Source organism: Komagataeibacter sp. FXV3, assembly GCF_015155755.1.
GTDB lineage: Bacteria > Pseudomonadota > Alphaproteobacteria > Acetobacterales > Acetobacteraceae > Komagataeibacter.
Genome location: NZ_VWPI01000077.1, coordinates 31,107 through 52,477 on the forward strand (window position 1 = coordinate 31,107; position 21,371 = coordinate 52,477).

At 61.8% G+C, this 21,371-nt stretch carries 12 protein-coding genes; all 12 read right to left on the reverse strand.

The window, feature by feature from the left end; translation table 11 throughout:
* Positions 1–269: 269 nt before the first annotated feature.
* The 12 genes from rpoC to F1542_RS07720 all read right to left on the reverse strand — a co-directional run bounded on the left by rpoC (position 270) and on the right by F1542_RS07720 (position 21,283).
* Positions 270–4,466 carry a DNA-directed RNA polymerase subunit beta' gene (gene rpoC, locus F1542_RS07665; protein ID WP_193732507.1) on the reverse strand — a complete coding sequence of 1,399 codons (4,197 nt, stop codon included), beginning with the start codon at positions 4,464–4,466 and terminating at the stop codon, positions 270–272.
* Positions 4,467–4,567: 101 nt separating this feature from the next.
* Entirely contained in the window at positions 4,568–8,740 is a 4,173-nt protein-coding gene (rpoB, locus tag F1542_RS07670; protein WP_193732508.1) for a DNA-directed RNA polymerase subunit beta, read from the reverse strand.
* A gap of 255 nt (positions 8,741–8,995) precedes the next feature.
* Complete coding sequence (rplL, locus tag F1542_RS07675; protein WP_010506747.1) at positions 8,996–9,373, reverse strand: 50S ribosomal protein L7/L12; 378 nt, start codon at positions 9,371–9,373, stop codon at positions 8,996–8,998.
* Positions 9,374–9,475: 102 nt separating this feature from the next.
* Complete coding sequence (gene rplJ, locus F1542_RS07680; protein ID WP_193732509.1) at positions 9,476–9,994, reverse strand: 50S ribosomal protein L10; 519 nt, start codon at positions 9,992–9,994, stop codon at positions 9,476–9,478.
* Between the two features lie 285 nt (positions 9,995–10,279).
* A complete protein-coding gene (rplA, locus tag F1542_RS07685) occupies positions 10,280–10,975 on the reverse strand; it encodes a 50S ribosomal protein L1 (protein ID WP_193732510.1) in 696 nt (231 codons plus the stop codon).
* Positions 10,976–10,980: 5 nt separating this feature from the next.
* The gene (gene rplK, locus F1542_RS07690; RefSeq protein ID WP_010513094.1) at positions 10,981–11,415 is read right to left on the reverse strand and encodes a 50S ribosomal protein L11; all 435 of its coding nucleotides are present in this window, start codon (positions 11,413–11,415) and stop codon (positions 10,981–10,983) included.
* A gap of 112 nt (positions 11,416–11,527) precedes the next feature.
* The gene (locus F1542_RS07695) at positions 11,528–13,150 is read right to left on the reverse strand and encodes an efflux transporter outer membrane subunit (protein WP_193732511.1); all 1,623 of its coding nucleotides are present in this window, start codon (positions 13,148–13,150) and stop codon (positions 11,528–11,530) included.
* The gene (locus tag F1542_RS07700; RefSeq protein ID WP_193732512.1) at positions 13,147–14,433 is read right to left on the reverse strand and encodes an efflux RND transporter periplasmic adaptor subunit; all 1,287 of its coding nucleotides are present in this window, start codon (positions 14,431–14,433) and stop codon (positions 13,147–13,149) included. The genes F1542_RS07695 and F1542_RS07700 overlap by 4 nt, the downstream gene beginning before the upstream one ends.
* Entirely contained in the window at positions 14,430–17,618 is a 3,189-nt protein-coding gene (locus F1542_RS07705) for an efflux RND transporter permease subunit (RefSeq protein ID WP_193732513.1), read from the reverse strand. The genes F1542_RS07700 and F1542_RS07705 overlap by 4 nt, the downstream gene beginning before the upstream one ends.
* A gap of 141 nt (positions 17,619–17,759) precedes the next feature.
* Positions 17,760–19,157: an ATP-binding protein gene (locus tag F1542_RS07710; RefSeq protein WP_193732514.1), complete on the reverse strand. Its 1,398-nt coding sequence runs from the start codon at positions 19,155–19,157 to the stop codon at positions 17,760–17,762.
* The gene (locus F1542_RS07715; protein WP_193732515.1) at positions 19,147–19,884 is read right to left on the reverse strand and encodes a response regulator transcription factor; all 738 of its coding nucleotides are present in this window, start codon (positions 19,882–19,884) and stop codon (positions 19,147–19,149) included. The genes F1542_RS07710 and F1542_RS07715 overlap by 11 nt, the downstream gene beginning before the upstream one ends.
* A gap of 55 nt (positions 19,885–19,939) precedes the next feature.
* Entirely contained in the window at positions 19,940–21,283 is a 1,344-nt protein-coding gene (locus F1542_RS07720; RefSeq protein ID WP_193732516.1) for a DNA recombination protein RmuC, read from the reverse strand.
* Positions 21,284–21,371 lie beyond the last annotated feature (88 nt).

Genomic DNA, 21,371 nt, shown 5'->3' on the forward strand with positions numbered 1-21,371 from the left:
CGGCACCGCATGTCTGCATGCTGCATTCGACGGCCAACGACGTCTTTCAGACAGGGCTAGCCGAGGGCGCGTTACCTACGGGCAAACTGACCAAAAGTCAAGCCTTGCGCAGGATTCGCTAGCAGTCCGACAGAGCGACTCTGTTCCATCGGACTCGGAGCACCGCTCCGTCAGGCCGCTGATACCGCCTGAATCGGATGGTGACAATAGTGCAGCATCGAATCATGCCAGATACCGAGCATTCGGTATCTGGCATTTCACTCGTATTGTTACTCGGCGGCCTTGGTGGTGGCCACCGTAGCGCGGGCCTGGGCCAGACGCTGCTTGTCCTCGCCCGCTGCAACGGCACGGAGCTTGTTCATCACGCTGCCCGTCCCTGCGGGGATCAGGCGACCGACGATGACGTTTTCCTTCAGGCCGTTCAGCGTATCCTTCTTCCCGGCCGTAGCAGCCTCTGTCAGGACACGTGTGGTCTCCTGGAAGGATGCGGCGGAGATGAAGGACTGCGTCTGCAGCGACGCCTTCGTGATGCCCTGCAGCACAGGCATGGCAACAGCCGGACGCTCGCCCATGTTCAGGCGCTTGGTGTTCTCTTCCTCGTACTCGATACGGTCCACCGTCTCACCGATCAGGTAGGTCGTATCGCCCGGTTCAAGGATTTCCACCTTCTGCAGCATCTGACGGACAATGACTTCAATATGCTTGTCATTGATCTTCACGCCCTGCAGTCGATAGACGTCCTGGATCTCGTTGACGAGATAGTCGGACAGCGCCTCGACACCCAGAACCTTCAGGATGTCATGCGGCACGCGCGGACCGTCGACCAGCGGATCGCCAACCTGGACAAAATCGCCTTCCTGAACGGAAACGTGCTTGCCCTTGGGGATCAGGTAATCCGTCTCCTCGCCCGTCTCGTCGTTCTTCACGATGACACGGCGCTTGGACTTGTAGTCCTTGCCGAATTCCACACGCCCCTCGGTTTCCGAGATGATGGCGTGGTCCTTCGGACGACGGGCCTCGAACAGTTCGGCCACGCGTGGCAGACCACCGGTAATGTCACGCGTCTTGGAGCCTTCACGCGGGATACGCGCCAGCACGTCACCAGCATTGACCTGCGCGCCGTTTTCAACCGACAGCAGCGAATCAGGCGACAGGAAGTAGCGGGCGTCGTTGCCGTTGGCCAGCTTCACCACATCGCCATTGGCGTCCTTCAGCTGCAGGCGCGGCCGCAGGTCGATCCCCTTGGAAGCCTGCTTGTAGTCCACGACCACTTTCGACGTCAGGCCCGTCACCTCATCCATCCGCTCCACCAGGGTGATGGAGTCGATCAGGTCCAGATATTCGACCTTACCGGGCTGTTCGGTGATGATCGGCAGGGTGTACGGATCCCACTCGGCCATCTTCTGGCCACGTGTGACCTCGGCCCCGTCTTCCACCAGCAGGCGCGCACCATAGGGCACACGGTAGCGGGCGCGTTCGGTGCCGCGGTCATCCGTCAGCAGGATTTCACAGTTACGCGACATGACGATGGGCACGTTCTGACTGTTATGCACAACGTTCTTGTTGCGGATCGTCACCTTGCCGTCACGCGATGCCTCGACCATCGACTGCTCGGCGCCACGCTGCGCCGCACCACCGATATGGAAGGTACGCATGGTCAGCTGGGTGCCCGGCTCACCAATGGACTGGGCGGCAATGACGCCCACAGCCTCACCAATGTTGACCGGCGTGCCACGCGCAAGGTCACGGCCATAGCAGTGCCCACACACACCCACACGGCTGTCACAGGTCAGCACAGAGCGGATCAGCAGGCTTTCGACACCCGCCTTCTCGATCTGCTCGGCCTGGGCTTCCTCGATCAGCGTATTGCGCGGGAACAGCACCTTGCCGGTCGCGGGATCCAGCACGTCGGCCGCAAGGGTACGACCCAGCATCCGCTCGGACAGGGACGCGACGACCTCGCCACCATCCATGACCGCACGGACCGTCAGGCCGCGTTCGGTGCCGCAGTCTTCCTCGACAATGATGCTGTCCTGCGCCACGTCGACCAGACGACGGGTCAGGTAACCCGAATTCGCGGTCTTCAGCGCGGTATCGGCCAGACCCTTACGCGCACCGTGGCTGGAGGTGAAGTAATCGAGAACCGACAGGCCTTCCTTGAAGTTGGCGATGATCGGCTGTTCGATGATTTCACCCGACGGCTTGGCCATCAGGCCACGCATGCCGGCCAGCTGCTTCATCTGTGCTGGCGACCCACGCGCACCGGAGTGGCTCATCATCCACACGGAATTGGTTGGCTTGCCGATTTCCTGCTTGGAAATCTCCTTCATCATCGCGGCCTGCACTTCGTCCGTACAGCGCGACCAGGCATCGACCACCTTGTTGTAGCGTTCGCCCGCGGTAATCAGGCCGTCCTGATACTGCTGTTCGAACTCCTTCACCTCGGCGGCGGTGCGATCGACCAGTTCCTTCTTCTCGGTCGGAACGATCATGTCGTCCTTGCCGAAGGAAATGCCCGACTTCGCCGCATGACGGAAACCAAGCCCCATCAGGCGGTCACAGAAGATTACGCATTCCTTCTGGCCGCAGTGCCGGTAAACCGCGTCGATGACGTCCGACACGATCTTCTTGGTCAGCTGCCGGTTGATCAGCGAGAACGGCAGCGCGGCGTTGCGCGGCAGGATCTGGGCGACAAGCATGCGGCCCGGCGTGGTCACGACGGTTTCGCGCGCGACCTTGCCCTCGGCATCGATATTTTCGATACGCGCGCGGATCTTGTCATGCAGCTTCACCGCACCCGTGCTGAGTGCATATTCCACTTCGCCCACGCTGGAGAAGGAAGGCGCGCCCGCAACCGTCACCTGCCCCTTGTCATCATAGCTGTTCTGGTCGGGGGTAGCCCGGAATTCCGGGGTCTCGAGGCTGAGATAGTACAGCCCCAGCACGATATCCTGCGACGGCACGATGATGGGCTTGCCGTTGGCGGGGCTGAGAATGTTGTTGGTTGACATCATCAGCACGCGCGCTTCCAGCTGCGCCTCAAGGCTCAGCGGCACGTGCACGGCCATCTGGTCACCGTCGAAATCCGCGTTGAACGCGGTGCAGACCAGCGGGTGCAGCTGGATCGCCTTGCCTTCGATCAGCACCGGCTCGAACGCCTGGATGCCCAGACGGTGCAGCGTCGGCGCGCGGTTGAGCATGACGGGATGTTCGCGGATCACTTCTTCAAGGATATCCCAGACCTCGGGACGTTCCTTTTCCACCATCCGCTTGGCAGCCTTGATGGTGGTGGCGTGACCGTACTTTTCCAGCTTGGAATAGATGAACGGCTTGAACAGTTCCAGCGCCATCTTCTTGGGCAGGCCACACTGATGCAGCTTCAGTTCCGGGCCAACCACGATGACCGAACGACCGGAGTAGTCAACGCGCTTGCCCAGCAGGTTCTGGCGGAAACGCCCCTGCTTGCCCTTCAGCATGTCGGACAGCGACTTCAGCGGACGCTTGTTCGCACCCGTGATGGCGCGGCCACGACGACCGTTGTCGAACAGCGCATCGACCGATTCCTGCAGCATGCGCTTTTCGTTACGGACGATGATGTCCGGCGCACGCAGTTCGATCAGCCGCTTCAGACGGTTGTTACGGTTGATGACGCGACGGTACAGGTCATTCAGGTCCGACGTCGCGAACCGGCCACCATCCAGCGGCACCAGCGGGCGCAGCTCGGGCGGGATGACCGGCACCAGTTCCAGGATCATCCATTCCGGGCGCGATTCACTGTCGGCAAAGGCCTCGACCAGCTTCAGGCGCTTGACCAGCTTCTTGCGCTTGGCTTCGGACGTGGTGTCCTTCAGTTCCTGACGCAGCTCTTCCTTTTCGACCTTGCAGTCGATGCGTTCCAGGATCTTCTTGATCGCTTCGGCACCGATGCCGACCTCGATCCCCTCGTCACCATGCTCGTCCATGACATCAAGGTACTGGTCTTCCGTCAGCAGGCTGTACTGCTTGAGCGGCGACGTGCCGGGTTCCAGAACCACGTAGCTTTCGAAATACAGGATCTTTTCCAGATCCTTCAGCGTCATGTCGACCATCAGGCCGATACGGCTGGGAAGCGACTTGAGGAACCAGATATGGGCGACGGGGCTTGCCAGTTCGATATGGCCCATGCGCTCACGCCGGACCTTGGCCAGCGTGACTTCAACGCCGCACTTTTCGCAGATGATGCCGCGGAATTTCATCCGCTTGTACTTGCCGCACAGGCATTCGTAATCCTTGATCGGACCGAATATCCGCGCGCAGAACAGGCCATCACGTTCCGGCTTGAATGTCCGGTAGTTGATGGTCTCGGGCTTCTTGATCTCGCCGTACGACCAGGAACGGATCTGCTCGGCCGAAGCCAGCTGGATCTTGATCTGATCGAAGGTCATGGCCTGGCCGCCCTGACCAAGGATCTTCATGAGTTCATTCATGCGCCGCAAACCCCCTGAGGGAATGAAGCGGAAGCAGCCGCGTTACCTGCTTCCACTCCTGAAAGAAAAATGTATGGACCGACGTGCAACACAAGGCCCGGTCAGGAACCGCTCTGTTCCAGGTCAACATTCAGGCCAAGGGACTTCAGTTCCTTGATCAGGACGTTGAAGCTTTCCGGAATACCGGCTTCGAAGTCATCCTGCTCGCGCACGATGGCCTCATACACCTTGGTACGACCGGACACGTCATCCGATTTGACCGTCAGCATTTCCTGCAGTGTGTAAGCCGCGCCGTAAGCTTCCAGCGCCCACACTTCCATTTCACCAAAGCGCTGTCCACCGAACTGCGCCTTACCGCCCAGCGGCTGCTGGGTCACCAGCGAGTACGGACCGATGGAACGGGCATGGATCTTGTCATCAACAAGATGATGCAGCTTGAGCATGTAGATGTAACCGACCGTGGTCTTGCGCTCGAACGGTTCACCCGTGCGCCCGTCGATCAGCTGCGACTGCCCGGATTTGTCCACGCCCGCCTTCTGCAGCATGGTTTCGATATCCGGAATGGACGCGCCATCGAACACCGGCGTTGCAATCGGCACGCCCTTGCGCAGGTTGCCACACAGTTCCAGCAGCTGCGCATCGGTCATATCGCCGATCTGCTCGTCATAAACCTTGTCGCCATAGACCGACTTCAGTTCATCCAGCAGTTCCTGGCGCTTTTCGCCATGGCGCTGGTAATTATCGGCCAGCTGGGCCACCTGGCGGCCGATATTGGCGCAGGCCCAGCCCAGATGCGTTTCAAGGATCTGCCCCACGTTCATGCGCGACGGCACGCCCAGCGGGTTCAGCACGATGTCAACCGAGGTGCCATCCTCAAGGAACGGCATGTCCTCAACCGGCACAACGCGGGAGACGACACCCTTGTTACCATGGCGACCGGCCATCTTGTCACCCGGCTGCAGCTTGCGCTTCACCGCGACAAAGACCTTGACCATCTTCATCACGCCCGGCGGCAGTTCGTCACCGCGCTGCAGCTTCTCGACCTTGTTGTCGAAACGGGCCTGGATCTTGGAAACGGCAGCATCGAATTCACGACGCAGCGTTTCCAGTTCCGCCATGACCTCATCGGACATTACGGTGATGTTGCGCCATGCGCCGCGCGGATGCTCGGACAGGACCTCATCCGTGATCTCGGTGCCCGAACGGATGCCCTTGAAGCCCGTGCCAGCCGTCTGGCCGATCAGGTGTTCGCGCAGACGGTTGTAGAAGGAACGTTCCTGAATGGCGCGTTCATCGTCACGGTCCTTGGCAAGGCGTTCGATCTCGGCGCGTTCGATCGCCATCGCGCGCTCGTCCTTGTCCACGCCACGGCGGGAGAACACGCGCACGTCAACGATGGTGCCCGTCGTGCCCGGCGGCAGCTTGAGCGAGGTGTCACGGACATCGGACGCCTTTTCACCAAAAATGGCGCGCAGCAGCTTTTCTTCCGGCGTCATCGGGCTTTCGCCCTTTGGCGTGACCTTGCCGATCAGGATGTCGCCGGGATTCACCTCGGCGCCCACATACACGATCCCGGCTTCGTCGAGGTTGCGCAGCGCTTCCTCACCGACATTGGGAATATCGCGGGTGATTTCTTCCTGACCCAGCTTGGTGTCACGGGCCATGACCTCGAATTCCTCGATATGGATCGAGGTAAACACGTCATCACGCGCGATCCGTTCGGAAATCAGGATCGAATCTTCGAAGTTGTAGCCATTCCAGGGCATGAACGCGACCAGCACGTTACGGCCCAGCGCCAGTTCACCCAGTTCGGTGGACGGGCCATCGGCGATGATCTCACCCGCACGGACCTGGTCACCCACGCGCACCAGCGGACGCTGGTTGATGCAGGTGGACTGGTTGGAACGCATGTATTTGCGCAGGCGGTAGATATCCACGCCCTGCGTCGCACCGGCATCATCCGTGGCACGGACAACGATACGCGCACCGTCAATCTGGTCCACCACGCCATGGCGACGGGCCACGATCGCGGCACCGGAGTCATGAGCCACGGCGGCTTCCATGCCCGTGCCGACCAGCGGCGCGTCCGAACGCACCAGCGGCACGGCCTGACGCTGCATGTTCGAGCCCATCAGTGCGCGGTTGGCGTCATCGTTCTCAAGGAACGGGATGAGGGCCGCGGCGACGGAGACAAGCTGCTTGGGGGAGACGTCACACGCCGTCACATCAGTCGGCGGAACCTGACGGAAGTCACCACCACGGCGCACCGAAACCAGGTCGTCCGTCAGGTGGCCCTGCGCGTCCTGCTTCGCATCCGCCTGGGCAACGACCAGCTTTTCCTCTTCCATGGCGGAAAGGTATTTCCAGCCATCCTGAAGGACGCCGTCCTCAACCATGCGGTACGGGGTTTCGATAAAGCCGTACTTGTTTACCTTGGCATAGGTAGCCAGGGAGTTGATCAGACCGATGTTCGGGCCTTCCGGCGTCTCGATCGGGCAGATACGGCCATAATGCGTCGGGTGCACGTCACGGACTTCGAAGCCCGCGCGCTCACGTGTCAGACCACCCGGGCCAAGCGCCGAAAGACGACGCTTGTGCGTGACTTCCGACAGCGGGTTGGTCTGATCCATGAACTGGCTGAGCTGCGACGAACCGAAGAACTCACGCACCGCAGCCGCTGCCGGCTTGGCGTTGATCAGGTCATGCGGCATGACCGTGTCGATATCGACGGAACCCATGCGTTCGCGGATGGCGCGCTCCATACGCAGCAGGCCAACGCGGTACTGGTTTTCCATCAGCTCGCCAACCGACCGCACGCGACGGTTGCCAAGGTTGTCAATATCGTCAATCGCGCCGCGACCGTCCTTCAGTTCGCACATGATCTTGACGGTGCGCAGGATGTCTTCCTTGCGCAGGACGCGCACCGTGTCGGGCACGTCCACGCCAAGGCGCATGTTCATCTTCACGCGGCCAACGGCAGACAGGTCATAACGGTCCGGATCGAAGAACAGGCCGGAGAACATGGCTTCCGCCGTTTCGGGCGTCGGCGGCTCACCGGGGCGCATGACACGATAGATGTCGGTCAGCGCCTCATCACGCGAGGCATTCTTGTCCACGGCCAGCGTATTGCGGATCCACGGGCCATTGGCCGCGTCAACTGCAAGGGTGGACAGCGTGGTCAGGCCCGCTTCCTCGAGTTCTTCCAGCTTCTGCTCGGTCAGTTCGTCACCGGCTTCAGCAAAGATCTCGCCCGTGTGTTCATTGACGATGTCGGATGCAACGAAACGCCCGATCAGCCCGGCCGGACCAACCAGCACTTCCTTGGTATTTTCCTCGATCTTGCGGACCATGCGCGCGGTCAGCTTCGCATCGACCGGGGCGACTTCCTCACCCGTCTGGGCATCGATCAGCGGCTCAAGCAGCTTCATGCCACGGAAGGAATCAGCATCAAAGCGGCGGGCCCAGCCCTTTTCCGTCTTGGTAAACTCGACCTTGCCGTAGAAGTAGCTCAGGATCTCGTCAGGATCCATGCCACGGATTTCCATGGACTCCACGTCGCCACCCTCAGCGGCCTTGGCGGCGCGGGCGACTTCGGATGCCTCCCCTTCCAAGGCGTACAGCAGCGTGGTGACCGGCAGCTTGCGCTTGCGGTCGATGCGGACGTAGATCAGGTCCTTGCTGTCAAATTCGAAGTCGAGCCACGACCCGCGATAGGGAATGACACGCGCGGCGAACAGGAACTTGCCCGAAGAATGGGTCTTGCCCTTGTCATGGTCAAAGAACACGCCGGGGCTGCGGTGCATCTGGCTGACGATGACACGCTCGGTCCCGTTGATGATGAAGGTGCCGTTATCGGTCATGAGCGGCATGTCGCCCATGTAAACCGGCTGTTCCTTGATATCGCGGATCGAGCGCGATCCGGTATCTTCATCCACGTCCCACACGATCAGGCGCAGGATCACCTTCAGCGGCGCGGCGAAGGTCAGGCCGCGCTGGATGCATTCCTCGACGTCGTATTTCGGTTCTTCCAGCTCATAGCTGACGAATTCCAGACGCCCGCGCCCCGCGAAATCATTGATCGGAAAGACGGAACGGAACACTTCCTGCAGGCCCGTCGGCGTCCGGCTGTCGGGCGCCACATTCATCTGAAGGAACGTCTCGTAGCTTGCCCGCTGCACGTCGATCAGATTGGGCATCGGAGCGACCTCGGGTATATGCCCGAAGCTCTTGCGGATGCGTTTGCGTCCCGTGAACGATTTTGTAATCGCGTTCATCGCCTATCCAGCCCCCATCCACACAGGTCCGCACGACCGTGACACGAATGTCACGCGGACTGCGCGGCCCGTAAAAATCCTTGGCGGATCGACCGGACCTGCGGCCCGACCAACCCTTTACTACCGCCAAAGGCACCCGAAGCCTCGCGGCCAGGGTGCCTGTAACGCCCAAGGGGGCGGAAACCAGACGGTTTCCACCCTCACCTGAACAATCAGCCTGAGTGCGTCATAAACGACGCATCCCGATTGGCCAACTTATTTGATTTCGACAGCAGCGCCGTTGTCTTCAAGGGTCTTCTTGATCTTCTCGGCTTCATCCTTGCTGGCGCCTTCCTTGATGGTCTTGGGCGCGCCCTCGACCAGATCCTTGGCTTCCTTCAGGCCCAGACCCGTGATCGCGCGGATTTCCTTGATCACGTTGATCTTCTTGTCGCCGGCCTTGGTCAGGACAACGTCAAATTCGGTCTTCTCTTCAGCCGGCGCGCCACCAGCAGCGGCACCCGGAGCAGCAGCCACGGCAACCGGAGCAGCAGCGGAAACGCCCCACTTTTCTTCCAGCAGCTTGGACAGCTCGGCAGCTTCCAGAACGGTCAGAGCGGACAGGTCTTCAACAATCTTGTTCAGATCGGCCATAATTTTGGTCTTCCTAATTTATACACTGGTTGGCACAGCACAATCCCGTTTTTTCAGGAAAATGCCATTTTTTTGATAACCCGGCGGGCCGGGTCATAGGTCTCAGGCTGCTTCGCCCGTCTTGGCATAGGCACCAAAAACCCGTGCAAGCTGTCCTGCCGGCGCCTGCAGCACGCCTGCGATACGCGTGGCTGGCGTGGAGATAAGCCCCACCAGCTGCGCGCGCAGAACGTCCAGGGACGGCAGCTCGGCCAGAGCCTTGATGCTTTCGACGCCGAGCGTCTGGGCACCAAGTGATCCACCAAGCAGAACAAGCTTTTCATTGGTTTTGGCGAACTCGACCAGCACCTTCGCCACGGCCACGGGTTCATCCGCCCACGATAACGCGGTCGGCCCCTTCAGCAGCGGCTTGATGCCTTCGAACTGGGTCCCTGCCAGGGCGAGAGAGGCCAGCCGGTTCTTCGCGACCTTGTGTGTAGCTCCTGCCGCACGCACGCGACGCCGAAGTTCCGTCACATCAGCCACGCTCAGCCCGTCATTACGGGTGACGATGACCATGGACGTCTCAGCGAACACGGCTGCGAGGGAGGCAACAAACTCCCGCTTCTCCGTACGGTCCAAATCCCGTCTCCATCATCACCTGCCAGCAAAAAGCCAACAGGTAGGGTTTACCCTTGGGATATTCCGGCGTGCCGGTCATATCCCGGTTCGCCTGTCCTTTCAAACGGAACAACCAGTGTGGGCTTTCGCCCCGATCCGGCAATCCCCGTCTCCCGGTTGCAGCCCCTGCGGGCAATCAAGGCTTGCGCCACATCCGGTCATGGACAGGTTCGGAAAATGACGGCCAGGCCGCCATCTCCTGTTCCCCCACCCCTGTTACGGGGCGGGGTCATTCTTCAGCTGACGTCAGCCCGCGGTGAACGCGGACGCATCAACCGTAACACCCGGCCCCATGGTGGAGGACAGGGCGATCTTCTTCACATACGTGCCCTTCGCACCCGTGGGACGGGCCTTCTGGACGGCGTCCACGAACGCACGGATGTTTTCGGCCAGCTTGGCTTCGTCAAACGACGCCTTGCCAACGCCAGCATGCACGATACCGGCCTTTTCCGCGCGGTATTCGACCTGACCGGACTTGGCTGCGGAAACCGCGCCCTTCACGTCCATGGTCACGGTGCCCAGCTTCGGGTTGGGCATCAGGCCACGCGGGCCGAGGATCTTGCCCAGACGACCGACCAGCGCCATCATGTCCGGCGTCGCGATGCAGCGATCGAACTCGATTTCGCCAGCCTTCACCTTTTCGGCCAGGTCTTCGGCGCCAACCACGTCGGCACCGGCCGCCGTCGCTTCCTCGGCCTTCGGGCCACGGGCGAACACGCCAACGCGCAGGGTCTTGCCCGTGCCGTTGGGCAGGGACAGCAGGCCACGGACCATCTGGTCGGCATGACGCGGGTCGATGCCCAGGTTCATGGAGATTTCGACGGTCTCGTCAAACTTCGCCTTGGCGTTGTTCTTGACCAGGTTGATGGCCTCATCCAGGCCATACTGCTTCGTGCTGTCGACAGCGGCGCGGGCTGCGGTCAGACGCTTGTTCTTTGCCATTGTAATCAGCCCTCCACCACGTCGAGACCCATGGAGCGGGCGGAACCCGCCAGCATGCGCACGGCGCCGTCGATATCGTTGGCGTTCATGTCTTTCTGCTTCGTCTCGGCAATCTCGCGCAGCTGCGCGATCGTGACCTTACCGACGGACGCCGCCTTGCCTACCGTGGAGCTGCCCTTGGAAATCTTGGCGGCCTTCATCAGGAAGTAGGTGTTCGGCGGGGTCTTGGTAATGAAGCTGAACGTACGGTCGGCATACGCGGTGATGACGACGGGAATCGGCATACCGGGTTCGAGACCCTGCGTCTTCGCGTTGAACTCCTTGCAGAACTGCATGATGTTCAGGCCGCGCTGACCCAGTGCCGGACCAACCGGCGGGGACGGATTCGCCTTGCCGGCGGGGATTTGCAGCTTGATGTAGCCAACGATTTTTTTGGCCATATCCGGGGCTCCTGACTGTTTCACCCGGACCGCGGTTCTGGTGGCCCGCCCCCGCCCGGCATGGGCAGGGAGCGCGACCTCCCGCGTTCCGATAAGAGGCGCGCACCTACCGCTATTTGGCGGGGGCTGTCAAGTCCCCGTCATGAAATCCCTTGCCCGACAGGTCGAGGGAATCGGGACCGTTATCGACATTCACGCCACTGAAGGACCGCGGCATGCGCATATGTGTGTACTGCATGGGGCCGAAAGGCTTGATCTGCTTGTTATTCGGCAGTTCCGCCGTGGTCCATCCGCCGCCCAGCGCACGGATCAGTTCCACCTGCGCCTGCATGTAGCGGGTTTCCACCTGCACTTCGGAAATGCGCGCCTGCAGGGCCGCGACCTGCGCCACCACCACATCCAGGTAATTGGTCAGGCCGCCGGTATAAAGCTGCATGGTCATGTTCTGCGTGCGCATGGAAGCCTGCACGGCCTCGGCCTGCTGCCCGGCCTCTATATTGAGGTCATGCGTCAGGCTCAGCCCGTCTTCCACATCCTTGAATGCATCCAGCACGATGGCGCGGTACTGGTCTTCCGCCTGACGGTACTGCGACCAGTTGCGCTGCACTTCCGCGCGCCGCAACCCGCCCTGGAACAGGGGCATGACCGCCTGCGCGGCATAGGAGTACATGCCGTTGGCGAATTTATCGAGTGTGAAGCCGTTATCCATGAAACCGGCTGTCGCGCTGAAGGTTACACGCGGGAAGAATGCCGCGCGCGAGACGCCGATGGCCCGGTTGGCCGCCGCCATGTGCCGCTCGGCACTGGCGATGTCGGGCCTGCGTTCCAGCAGGGTGGCGGGAATGCCGACCGGGGTCGCCACCTTGGGGAAGGTAATCTGGTTACGGGGCTGGATATGGAAACTGGTCGGGGTCACGTTCACCAGAATCGCGATCGCGTGCTCCATCACGGCGCGCCGGGCCTGCAGGTCCGTATCCGCCGCCTGGGTGGAGGAAAGCTGCGTCTGGGCGCGCGACACGTCGATACCGGCCGCAATCGCGCCGGCCTGCCGCATCCTGGTGATCTTGACCGCGGTTTCGTAATACCGGATCGAGTCGAGATAGACGGCGTGCTGCGCATCCATGCCGCGCAACTGCATGTAGTCATTGGCCAGTTCGGACTGGATGCTCAGCCGCGCCACCGCAAAATCGGCTGCCGCTGCCTGTGCCAGACGCTGCTGCACGCGCCTGCGGTTACGGATGGCGGACCAGAAATCCGGCTCCCATCGCGCGGCGGCGCTATACTGTTCGGATGACATGTAGATCGGGCCGGTCGATCCCATGCCACGCCACAGCCTGTGGTTCGACGCCTGGTTCTGGGACGCACCTGCCCCACCCGAGATCTGTGGGTACAGGTTCGACTGTGCTTCCGCCACGATGTCGCGTGCCTGGGTGAAGGTTTCCGCATCCGCCTGCAGGTTCGGGTTCAGGTGACTGGCGCGTTCTTCCAGTTCATCAAGGGTGGAGTCGTGAAAGACCTTCCACCAGTCCCCCCGTGCCGCGCCATCCTGCGGGGCGCCGAACTGCACTACGGCATCCCCCTTCCAGTTGTCGGGCAGCATGTAATGCTGGCCATGGTATTTCGGGGCCAGATCCACGCAGCCACACAGCGTGCTGGCGATTGCAGCACACCCGGCCAGCGAAAGCATGCGCCGGGACAGCATGGGACATGACGGGTCGCGTGGTGCGCCGTTCATTGGCGCACCCCCCTGTCACCCGCATTACTGTCGCCCGTGGGCATGGCCCGCACGTCATCGCCCTTGTCCACCGCGGGCGAGGCGGTTGCACCCGCGTCGTTATATCCCGGCGTCGCACCGACCAGATAGACCTTCTGGCCTTCCAGCAGCCCCGCCGACGGGTTGTTCACAATCCGGTCCTTTGGACCGATACCAGCCAGAACCTGCACTTTTGTCCCCAGATTGGTGCCAACCGTTACATTGCGCAGGCGGATGCGGTCATCGGCATCCACGACCGCCACCTGCATGCCCTGCGCGCGGAACACAAGGGCACCTTCGGGAACTATCAGGATATCGGGATCACCGGGTGCGACAAAGTGTACATTGGCATAGGAATCCGGCCACAGTTCACGCTTGTCATTATCGACCACCAGTTCGGTCGTCACCGTACGCGTGCCCGCATTGAACGCCTTGGCGGTCGCCAGGAACTTGGCCTTGAACACCCGCCCCGGATACTGCGGCACGGATACGTCACCTTCCAGCTTGGGGCTGATGATATCGGCATAATCCTGCGGCACGGACACGAACACGCGCATGCGGTGCACGTCGGCCACGCTGAATAGTTCGGTTGCGGTGCCACGGGACGAGACATCGCCACCGCCCGCGTTCACGTAATCGCCCACATCCGCCAGACGCGATGTCACCACGCCATCAAACGGGGCCACGATCTGCTTGAACGCGATCAGGGCGGCATAGCGGGAGACTTCATGCCGCGCGGCCTCGACCTCCGCCTCCCGGGCTTCGGCATTGGCTGCCTGCACGTCCACTTCCTGCTGTGACACCGCCTGCGTCCCCTGCAGCGCACGCCAGCGCCTGGCGGTGATCTGGGCCAGCCTGTACCGCGCCATGGCCACGTCAAAATTGGCCTTGGATGCCGCGTACTGCGCATCCAGTCCCGGCGTGTCGATGGTGGCCAGGATCTCGCCCGCCTTCACCTTCGCGCCGATGTCCTTGTACCACATCTGCACATAGCCCGAGACCTGCGCGAATATGGGCGCCTGGTACCACGCCGAGATATTGCCCGGCAGGTCCAGCGTGCGGGTCTTGGGCCCCTTCTGCGGCAGGATGACCTGCACGCGGGGAATGGCCGCGTCCTGCGCCACGTCCTTCAGATGCGATACATGGATCCGGCGTTCAAGAATGCCACCCGCAACAATGGCGGCCACCACAACCCCACCCAGGGTGACATACAGCCGCGCGCGTCCGGACATGCGTGGCTTGGGGGTTTCGCCTGTGGCGGTCATGCGTGTTCTCCTTCGCCAGCGGCGGACTTCTTGGACTTTCTGGAATGGATCAGGGCGAATACGCAGGGAACGAACAGCAGGGTTGCGCATGTCGCCACCAGCAGGCCACCCATCACGGCGCGTCCCAGCGGGGCATTCTGCGAATTGCTCAGCGACATGGGCAGCATGCCGATGATCATGGCCGACGCCGTCATCAGCACGGGACGGATACGTTCATACCCCGCCTCGATCGCGGCGCGCAGTGCATCGCCATGCACATCCATCCGTTCCCGCGCGAAGGATACGACAAGGATGGAGTTGGCCGTGGCCGTGCCCATGCACATGATCGCCCCCGTCAGCGCCGGGACCGACAGCGCCGTATGTGTCAGGAACAGGCTCCACGCGATCCCCGCCAGCGCCCCGGGAAGGGCCGTGATGATGATGAACGGGTCCAGCCATGACTGGAAGTTGACCACGATGATCAGGTACACCAGCAGGATCGACATCGCCAGACCGCCGATAAGCTGGGTATAGGCCCCGTTCATGGTCTCCGCCTGACCACGGATGGTCAGGCTGGACCCCGCGGGCAGGTCCTTGCGCACGTCATCCACCACGCGGGCGACCTGCCGCGACACCGCGCCAAGGTCCAGCCCCTCGGTCGAGGCATAGATGTTGAACACCGGCATGATGTTGTAGTGCGAGACCTCGCCCGGGGTGCCGGTCTGCACGATATCGCTCAGGCCGCCCAGGATCTGCGGCGCCTTGTCAGACGGGTTGCCATCCCCCTTGTCGATGGGAATGGTCTCAAGGTCGTTCATGGTCTGCAGGAACTGCAGCGGCGTCTGGATATCCACCAGATGCGAAACCCCGGTCTTGGGATCAAGCCAGTAGGTCGGCGCCACCTGCCCGCTGCCCGAAAGGACGGCCAGCGCGTTGTTGGCCACATCCGCTTCGGTCAGGCCGGTGCCCAGCGCGTAGGTCCGTCGCGCATTGACGCGCAGCGTGGGCGTATTCAGCGGTTCCTGCACCGCCACGTCGGCAATGCCTGTGACATGGCGCAGCTTTTCCGCCAGCTTTTCGGCAAAGTCGAAATTGGCGTACAGATTACGTCCCGTGACCTGCACATCCAGCGGCGCGGGCAGCCCGAAGTTCAGGATCTTTGCCGTAAGGTCGGCCGGCATGAAGGTGATCTCGGTGCCGGGGAATTTCTCCGCCAGTCCCTTGCGCAGGATCGTGCGGTATTTCGCGACGGGCGCTTCCTCATCCTTCAGCGTCACGGTCAGGTCGCAGTCCTGTGCGCCAACGGTAGGCGTGGGGATGAAGGCCTGGTTGAGCGGGCTGAACGGCAGGCCGCAATTGTTGACGATATTTTCGACCTGTCCGGGCAGCAGGCGTTCGATCTCGTAATTCACCAGCATGGAAATCTTGCCGGCTTCCGCGATCTTGGTGCCCATGGGCGCGCGCATGTGCAAAGCCAGCGCATTGGAATTGATTTCGGGAAAGAAGTCCTGCCCCGCGAACACCAGCAGCACGAGCGAGGAAAACGCCCCGATACCGAATATCGGCACGAACCGCCCGCGTATGCTGATCAGGTGTTCAAGGATGGCGCGATAACGGTTGCGGAAGGCAATGAATTTCCGCTCGAACCCCTGCTGGAAGCGGCCGAAGATATTGCGCGGTTCCTGGTGCCCCCGCGCCGCCTTGGCCGCTGCATGGGCCGCGACCTGGGCTGCCAGCATATATTTGGCCATGGTCGGCACCAGCGTGCGCGACAGGATGAAGGACGCGATCATGGCGAAGATGATGGCTTCGGCCATGGGCATGAACAGCCAGCCTGCGACACCCGTCAGCTGGAACAGCGGCATCCACACGATACAGATACATAATGTGGACACGAAAGTGGGGATAACGATCTGGTTGGCGGCGTCGATGATGGCCGTTTCCAGATCCTTTTCCATTTCAAGATGGGCGTCGATGTTCTCGATCATGACGGTGGCATCATCAACCAGGATACCGACCGCCAGCGCCAGGCCACCCAGCGTCATGACATTGATGGTCTGCCCCGCCATGCCCAGCCCGATGACCGAACACAGCATGGCCAGCGGGATGGAGGTGGCGATGATGACCGTCGATCGCCACGACCCCAGGAACAGGAGCACCACAAGGCTGGTCAGCAGGGCGGCGGTGCCCATTTCCTGCACCACGTCGCGCACCGCCTCCTTCACGAAGGTCGAGGCATCGCCCAGCACGGTGATATCGACCCCGGGTGGCAGCGTGCGGACAATGGAGGGCAGCAGCGCCTTGATCCCGCTGACCACCGACAGGGTAGAGGCGTCACCACTTTTCATGATGACGATCAGGACGGCCTGATGCCCCTTGACCAGCACCATGTTGGTCTGTGGCGGCCCACCGGCATGCACCCACGCCACGTCACGCAGGTAGACGACGGAATTGCCTTCCTGCTTGATGGGCATGTTGTTGAAACTGTCTATTTCCTCGGGCGAGGCATTGGTCTGGACCATCCAGTCGAACGCGCCGATCTGCTGGTCACCGGCAGGCAGCACGATGTTCTGCTTGCCCAGCGCGTTGCCGATATCCGTTGCTGACAGGCCATGGGCCAGCAGCTTGCTCTGGTCCAGGTCAACCATGATGTTGCCCGGCTGGCCGCCATACGGGTTGGGAATGGCCGCCCCCGCAACCGATACCAGCGCAGGGCGGATCAGGTTGGAGGACATGTCATAGATCTGCGACGCCGTCATGGAATCGGACGACACCTGCAACGTCAGCACCGGCACGGATGATGCGTTGTAGGTCAGCACCAGTGGCGGCGTCATGCCCGCGGGCATCTGCTTGATGACGGTCTGGGAAACGGAGGTGATCTGCGTCTGCGCCACGGCGGTATCGGTGCCGGGCTGAAAGAATACCTTTACGATGCCGCGCCCGTAATAGGACTGGCTTTCGATATGTTCGATATTGTTGACCGTCGCGGTCAGGGCGCGTTCGTAATAATAGACGACGCGGCCGGACATGTCCTCGGGCATGAGGCCGGTATAGGTCCAGCAGATCGCAACGACGGGAATATTGATGCTGGGGAAGACGTCGGTTGGCGTGCGCAGCAGCCCACGGACACCGAATACGACAATCAGGATGGAAAGGACGACGAAAGTATAGGGCCGCTTGAGCGCGGTAACAACGATACCGTTCATGCGCGGCCTGTTTCCCTCCGTCCGGTCGGCTGACCTTCCACGGACCCGGGCCGGGACAGGTGGTGTCTGTACATATCTCGTCTCCCCGTCTGTCCTTCCGGTGTTAACGGGGGCACGACAGGTCGCAAATGAAATTTCAATTTAGTTTCCAGCCTGAATCAAGGTCGATGGTGGGAAAATGATACCCATTGTAACCCCCGGCAGACTGTCATGCACCCGCGACGGCATGATATCGAGCCGCGCGTGATGCAGCGCGAGGATGGCCGACACAAGGCTAAGCCCAAGCCCGCTGCCGGGGATGTGGCGACTTTTATCCGAACGGTAAAAACGTCCCATGACCGCCTTGCGTTCCCCCGCCGGGATACCGATTCCGGTATCGACAACCTGCAGCAGCGCGCAGTCGCCACTCATGCGGGTGCGGATTTCAACCCGGCCGCCTTCGGGCGTGAACTTGATGGCGTTGTCCACCAGGTTGGCCAGCACCTCGATCAGCAAGTCCCTGTCCCCCTGCACCTGTATCGGCGTGTCCGCGCCCGCATGCGACAGGATGATACCCTTGGTTTCGGCTATGGGTTCATACAGATCCACGATATCGGCCACCAGCGCGCCAAGGTCCACAGTGCCGAACCCCGCGCGCCTGCGGCCATTCTCGATCTCGCCAATGCGCAGCAGGGCGGTGATGATGGAAAAGGACTGGTCCAGGTCATCTATGGTGCGGGAAATGACATTGCGCAGCGCTTCGGCCGAATGATCGGCATTCAGCGCGCGGTCAAGGCGGGCGCGCACGCGCGCCAGGGGCGTACGCAGGTCGTGGGCGATGTCGTTGCCCACGTCGCGTATTTCATCCAGCAGCTGTTCCAGCCGGTCCAGCATGCGATTGACGCTGCCCGCAAGGCGCTGGAGGTCGTCATTCTGTTTTCCCGCCGGCAGGCGTTCATGCAGGTCGCCTTCCATGATGCGGTCGATCGCCTCATGCATGTCCTTGACCCGCGACAGGGCGCGATGGCTGAGGATGATGCCGGTTATCAGCGCGAACAGGACGGTCGGCACGATCGAGACCAGCATGGAATGCCGCATCATCAGCCGCAGTTCGGTGCGCATGTGCCGGCTGCGCCCCAGCACCAGATAACGCCCCCCCCGCACCCGCACCGCCACCATGCGCAGCACGGTGGCGGACCCGCCGCCCATTGCCTCGGGTTCGATGACATGGACATGCCCGTCCGCCACCAGCCCGGTGGGCCAGTTGTGCAGGTCGCCCACGATATAATGCTGCTGCGCGTCAAACAGCGTGGTGACGTTCATGATAATGCGCAGGTCATCGGTCGCGCGGTCGCGCACCTGCTGCTCAAGCTCGGAAGGGGGTTCACGCTGCAGGATGCTGGCTTCGCGCAGCAGCAGCGTGTCTGACCGCCGGGCCTCGAACACGCTGGCCTGGCTGTAGCCGAAAAAGAACTGCAACGCGGCTGAACAGATCATTGCCGCCACCACCGCCAGCGTCAGGCGGAAGGTGGCGGTACGGAACAGTTCGTTACGAAGCACGCAGCATGAACCCCGCGCCCCGGATGCTCTGGATCAGGGGGGGCTTGCCGCTTTCATCGATCTTGCGGCGCAGCTTGCCGATATGCACGTCCACAAGGTTGGTCTGGGGAATGAAGCGGTAATTCCACACATCCTCCAGCAGCATGTTGCGTGTCAGCACCTGCCCCGGACGACGCATGAGGTATTCCAGCAGGCGGAATTCACGTGGCAGCAGGTCGATCGGCTCGCCATTACGCGTGACCGTGCGTTCGATCAGGTCCATTTCCAGCGGGCCGACACGCAGCATGGTATGGCGTGAAGTATCGGGCCTGCGCAGCAACGCCTCCAACCGCGCGGCCAGTTCCTCCATCGCGAACGGCTTGGTCAGGTAATCATCGCCCCCCGCCTTCAGCCCGCTGACCCGGTCATCCACCGCCGACAGGGCGGACAGCACCAGCACGGGTACATGCACCCTGCGCTCACGCAGGGTCTCGATCAGCGTAAGGCCATCGAGTTCGGGCAGCATGCGGTCCACGATCATGACATCGAAATGCGCGTTCAGCCCCATGGCCAGACCGGCAGCACCTGATTCCTCGTGCTGGACATGGAAATGGCGGCTTTCGAGTTCCTCCACCACTTCCTGCGCGATCTTGCTGTCATCCTCCACCAGCAGGACACGCGGCGCAGCCTCGCCCGTGGGGGCAACGGGCCCGGTTTCAGGACGGGGGGTTTCAGACGGAACACTCATCATCCCTTCCTTATGCAGCGCGTGCCGGAACAGGGCCAATTAAAATCGTTTTCAGCTACGCCCCGTATCCCCCCGCCCCTTCACGCGACCATGACGGCGCCATGTCGGCCTGTGCCCCGGCACCGTCGCCCGCGGCGGGGGCCGGGGTCGCGCCGCCATCATCCCCGGCGGGGGGAGCACCGGTATCCACATCCAGTTCGCGCAGCCTGCGGGTCACGAGGCCGGTGCGCCTGCGGGCCTCGTCGATCGAGGATGACATGGCCGACGCATTGCGGGCCAGTTTTTCCAGCACCCCGTCCATGCGCAGCATTTCCTGACGCGTGGCGCCCAGCAGGCGCGCGATGTCATCTGTGCGCCGTTCCAGCGCCAGCGTCACGTAACCAAGATGGATGGTGCGCAGCATGGCGGGCATGAGACCCGGCCCCATCACTATGACGCGATAGGTCCGGCCGATTTCATCCAGCAGGCCGGGAATCCGCGCGACCTCCGCATACAGCCCGTCAGTCGGCAGGTACAGGACGGCGAATTCAACCGTCACGGGTGGCACGATGTATTTGGTCGCGATCTTGCGCGCCTCGATCCGCAGGGTGGTTTCCAGCGCGCGGCGGGCGGCGCGTTCGGCGTCGGGGTTGCAGTCCTCCACCGCCTGCAGAAGGCGTTCATAGGCTTCGGTCGGAAATTTGGAATCAATCGCCAGCACCGGCGGGACCGTGGCCCGCACCGGCATGCGCACGGCGAATTCCACGACCTCCCGGCTGTCATCGCGCAGGCGGCGGTTGGTTTCGTACGCCCCTTCGGGCAGCACGTCGTCCAGAATGCTGCGCAGCTGGGATTCGCCCCATCCGCCACGGGTCTTGACGTTGGAAAACAGGCGCTTGAGGTCACCAACCTGCGCGGTCATGGCCGAAACCTCGCCCATGGCCTTCTGCATCGCGCCGATCTGTTCCAGCACGCGCTGGAAAGATGTCTGCATCTGCTTTTCCACCGCCTGATGCAGGCGTTCATTCACGGCGGCACGCAATTCATCGCTCTGCCGCCTGCCCTCCTCTGCCATTTCGCGCAGGGCTTCGGACTGCGTCACCCGCATTTCCGCAAGGTCGCGGCCCATCATGCGGGCAATGCGGTTGAAGGTTTCGGTCATTTCCTGATGCCGCTGGTCCAGTTTTGTCGACAGCGCGCGTTCGATTTCCGCCATGCGGGCGCGCTGGGCCTCGTTTTCCGCCACGCGGGCTGCGGTCTCACGCTCCGTCATCACGCACAGCCGCGCCAGTTGGTCTGCATCCCCCCCCTGTCCCGCCATAAGGGAAAGCCGGCGCAGAACGATCAGGGACAACAGGCATGACAGGGCGGCAAGCAGCATTCCGATCCACAAGACGGGCGATGCGGACAGATCGGGCATGGCGGAGTATTTCCCATCATAAAGAACAAAACATGTCCGTGCCCTGTAATGCGGGTGATGTAAACCCATCATGTTTTTTTGGAATATC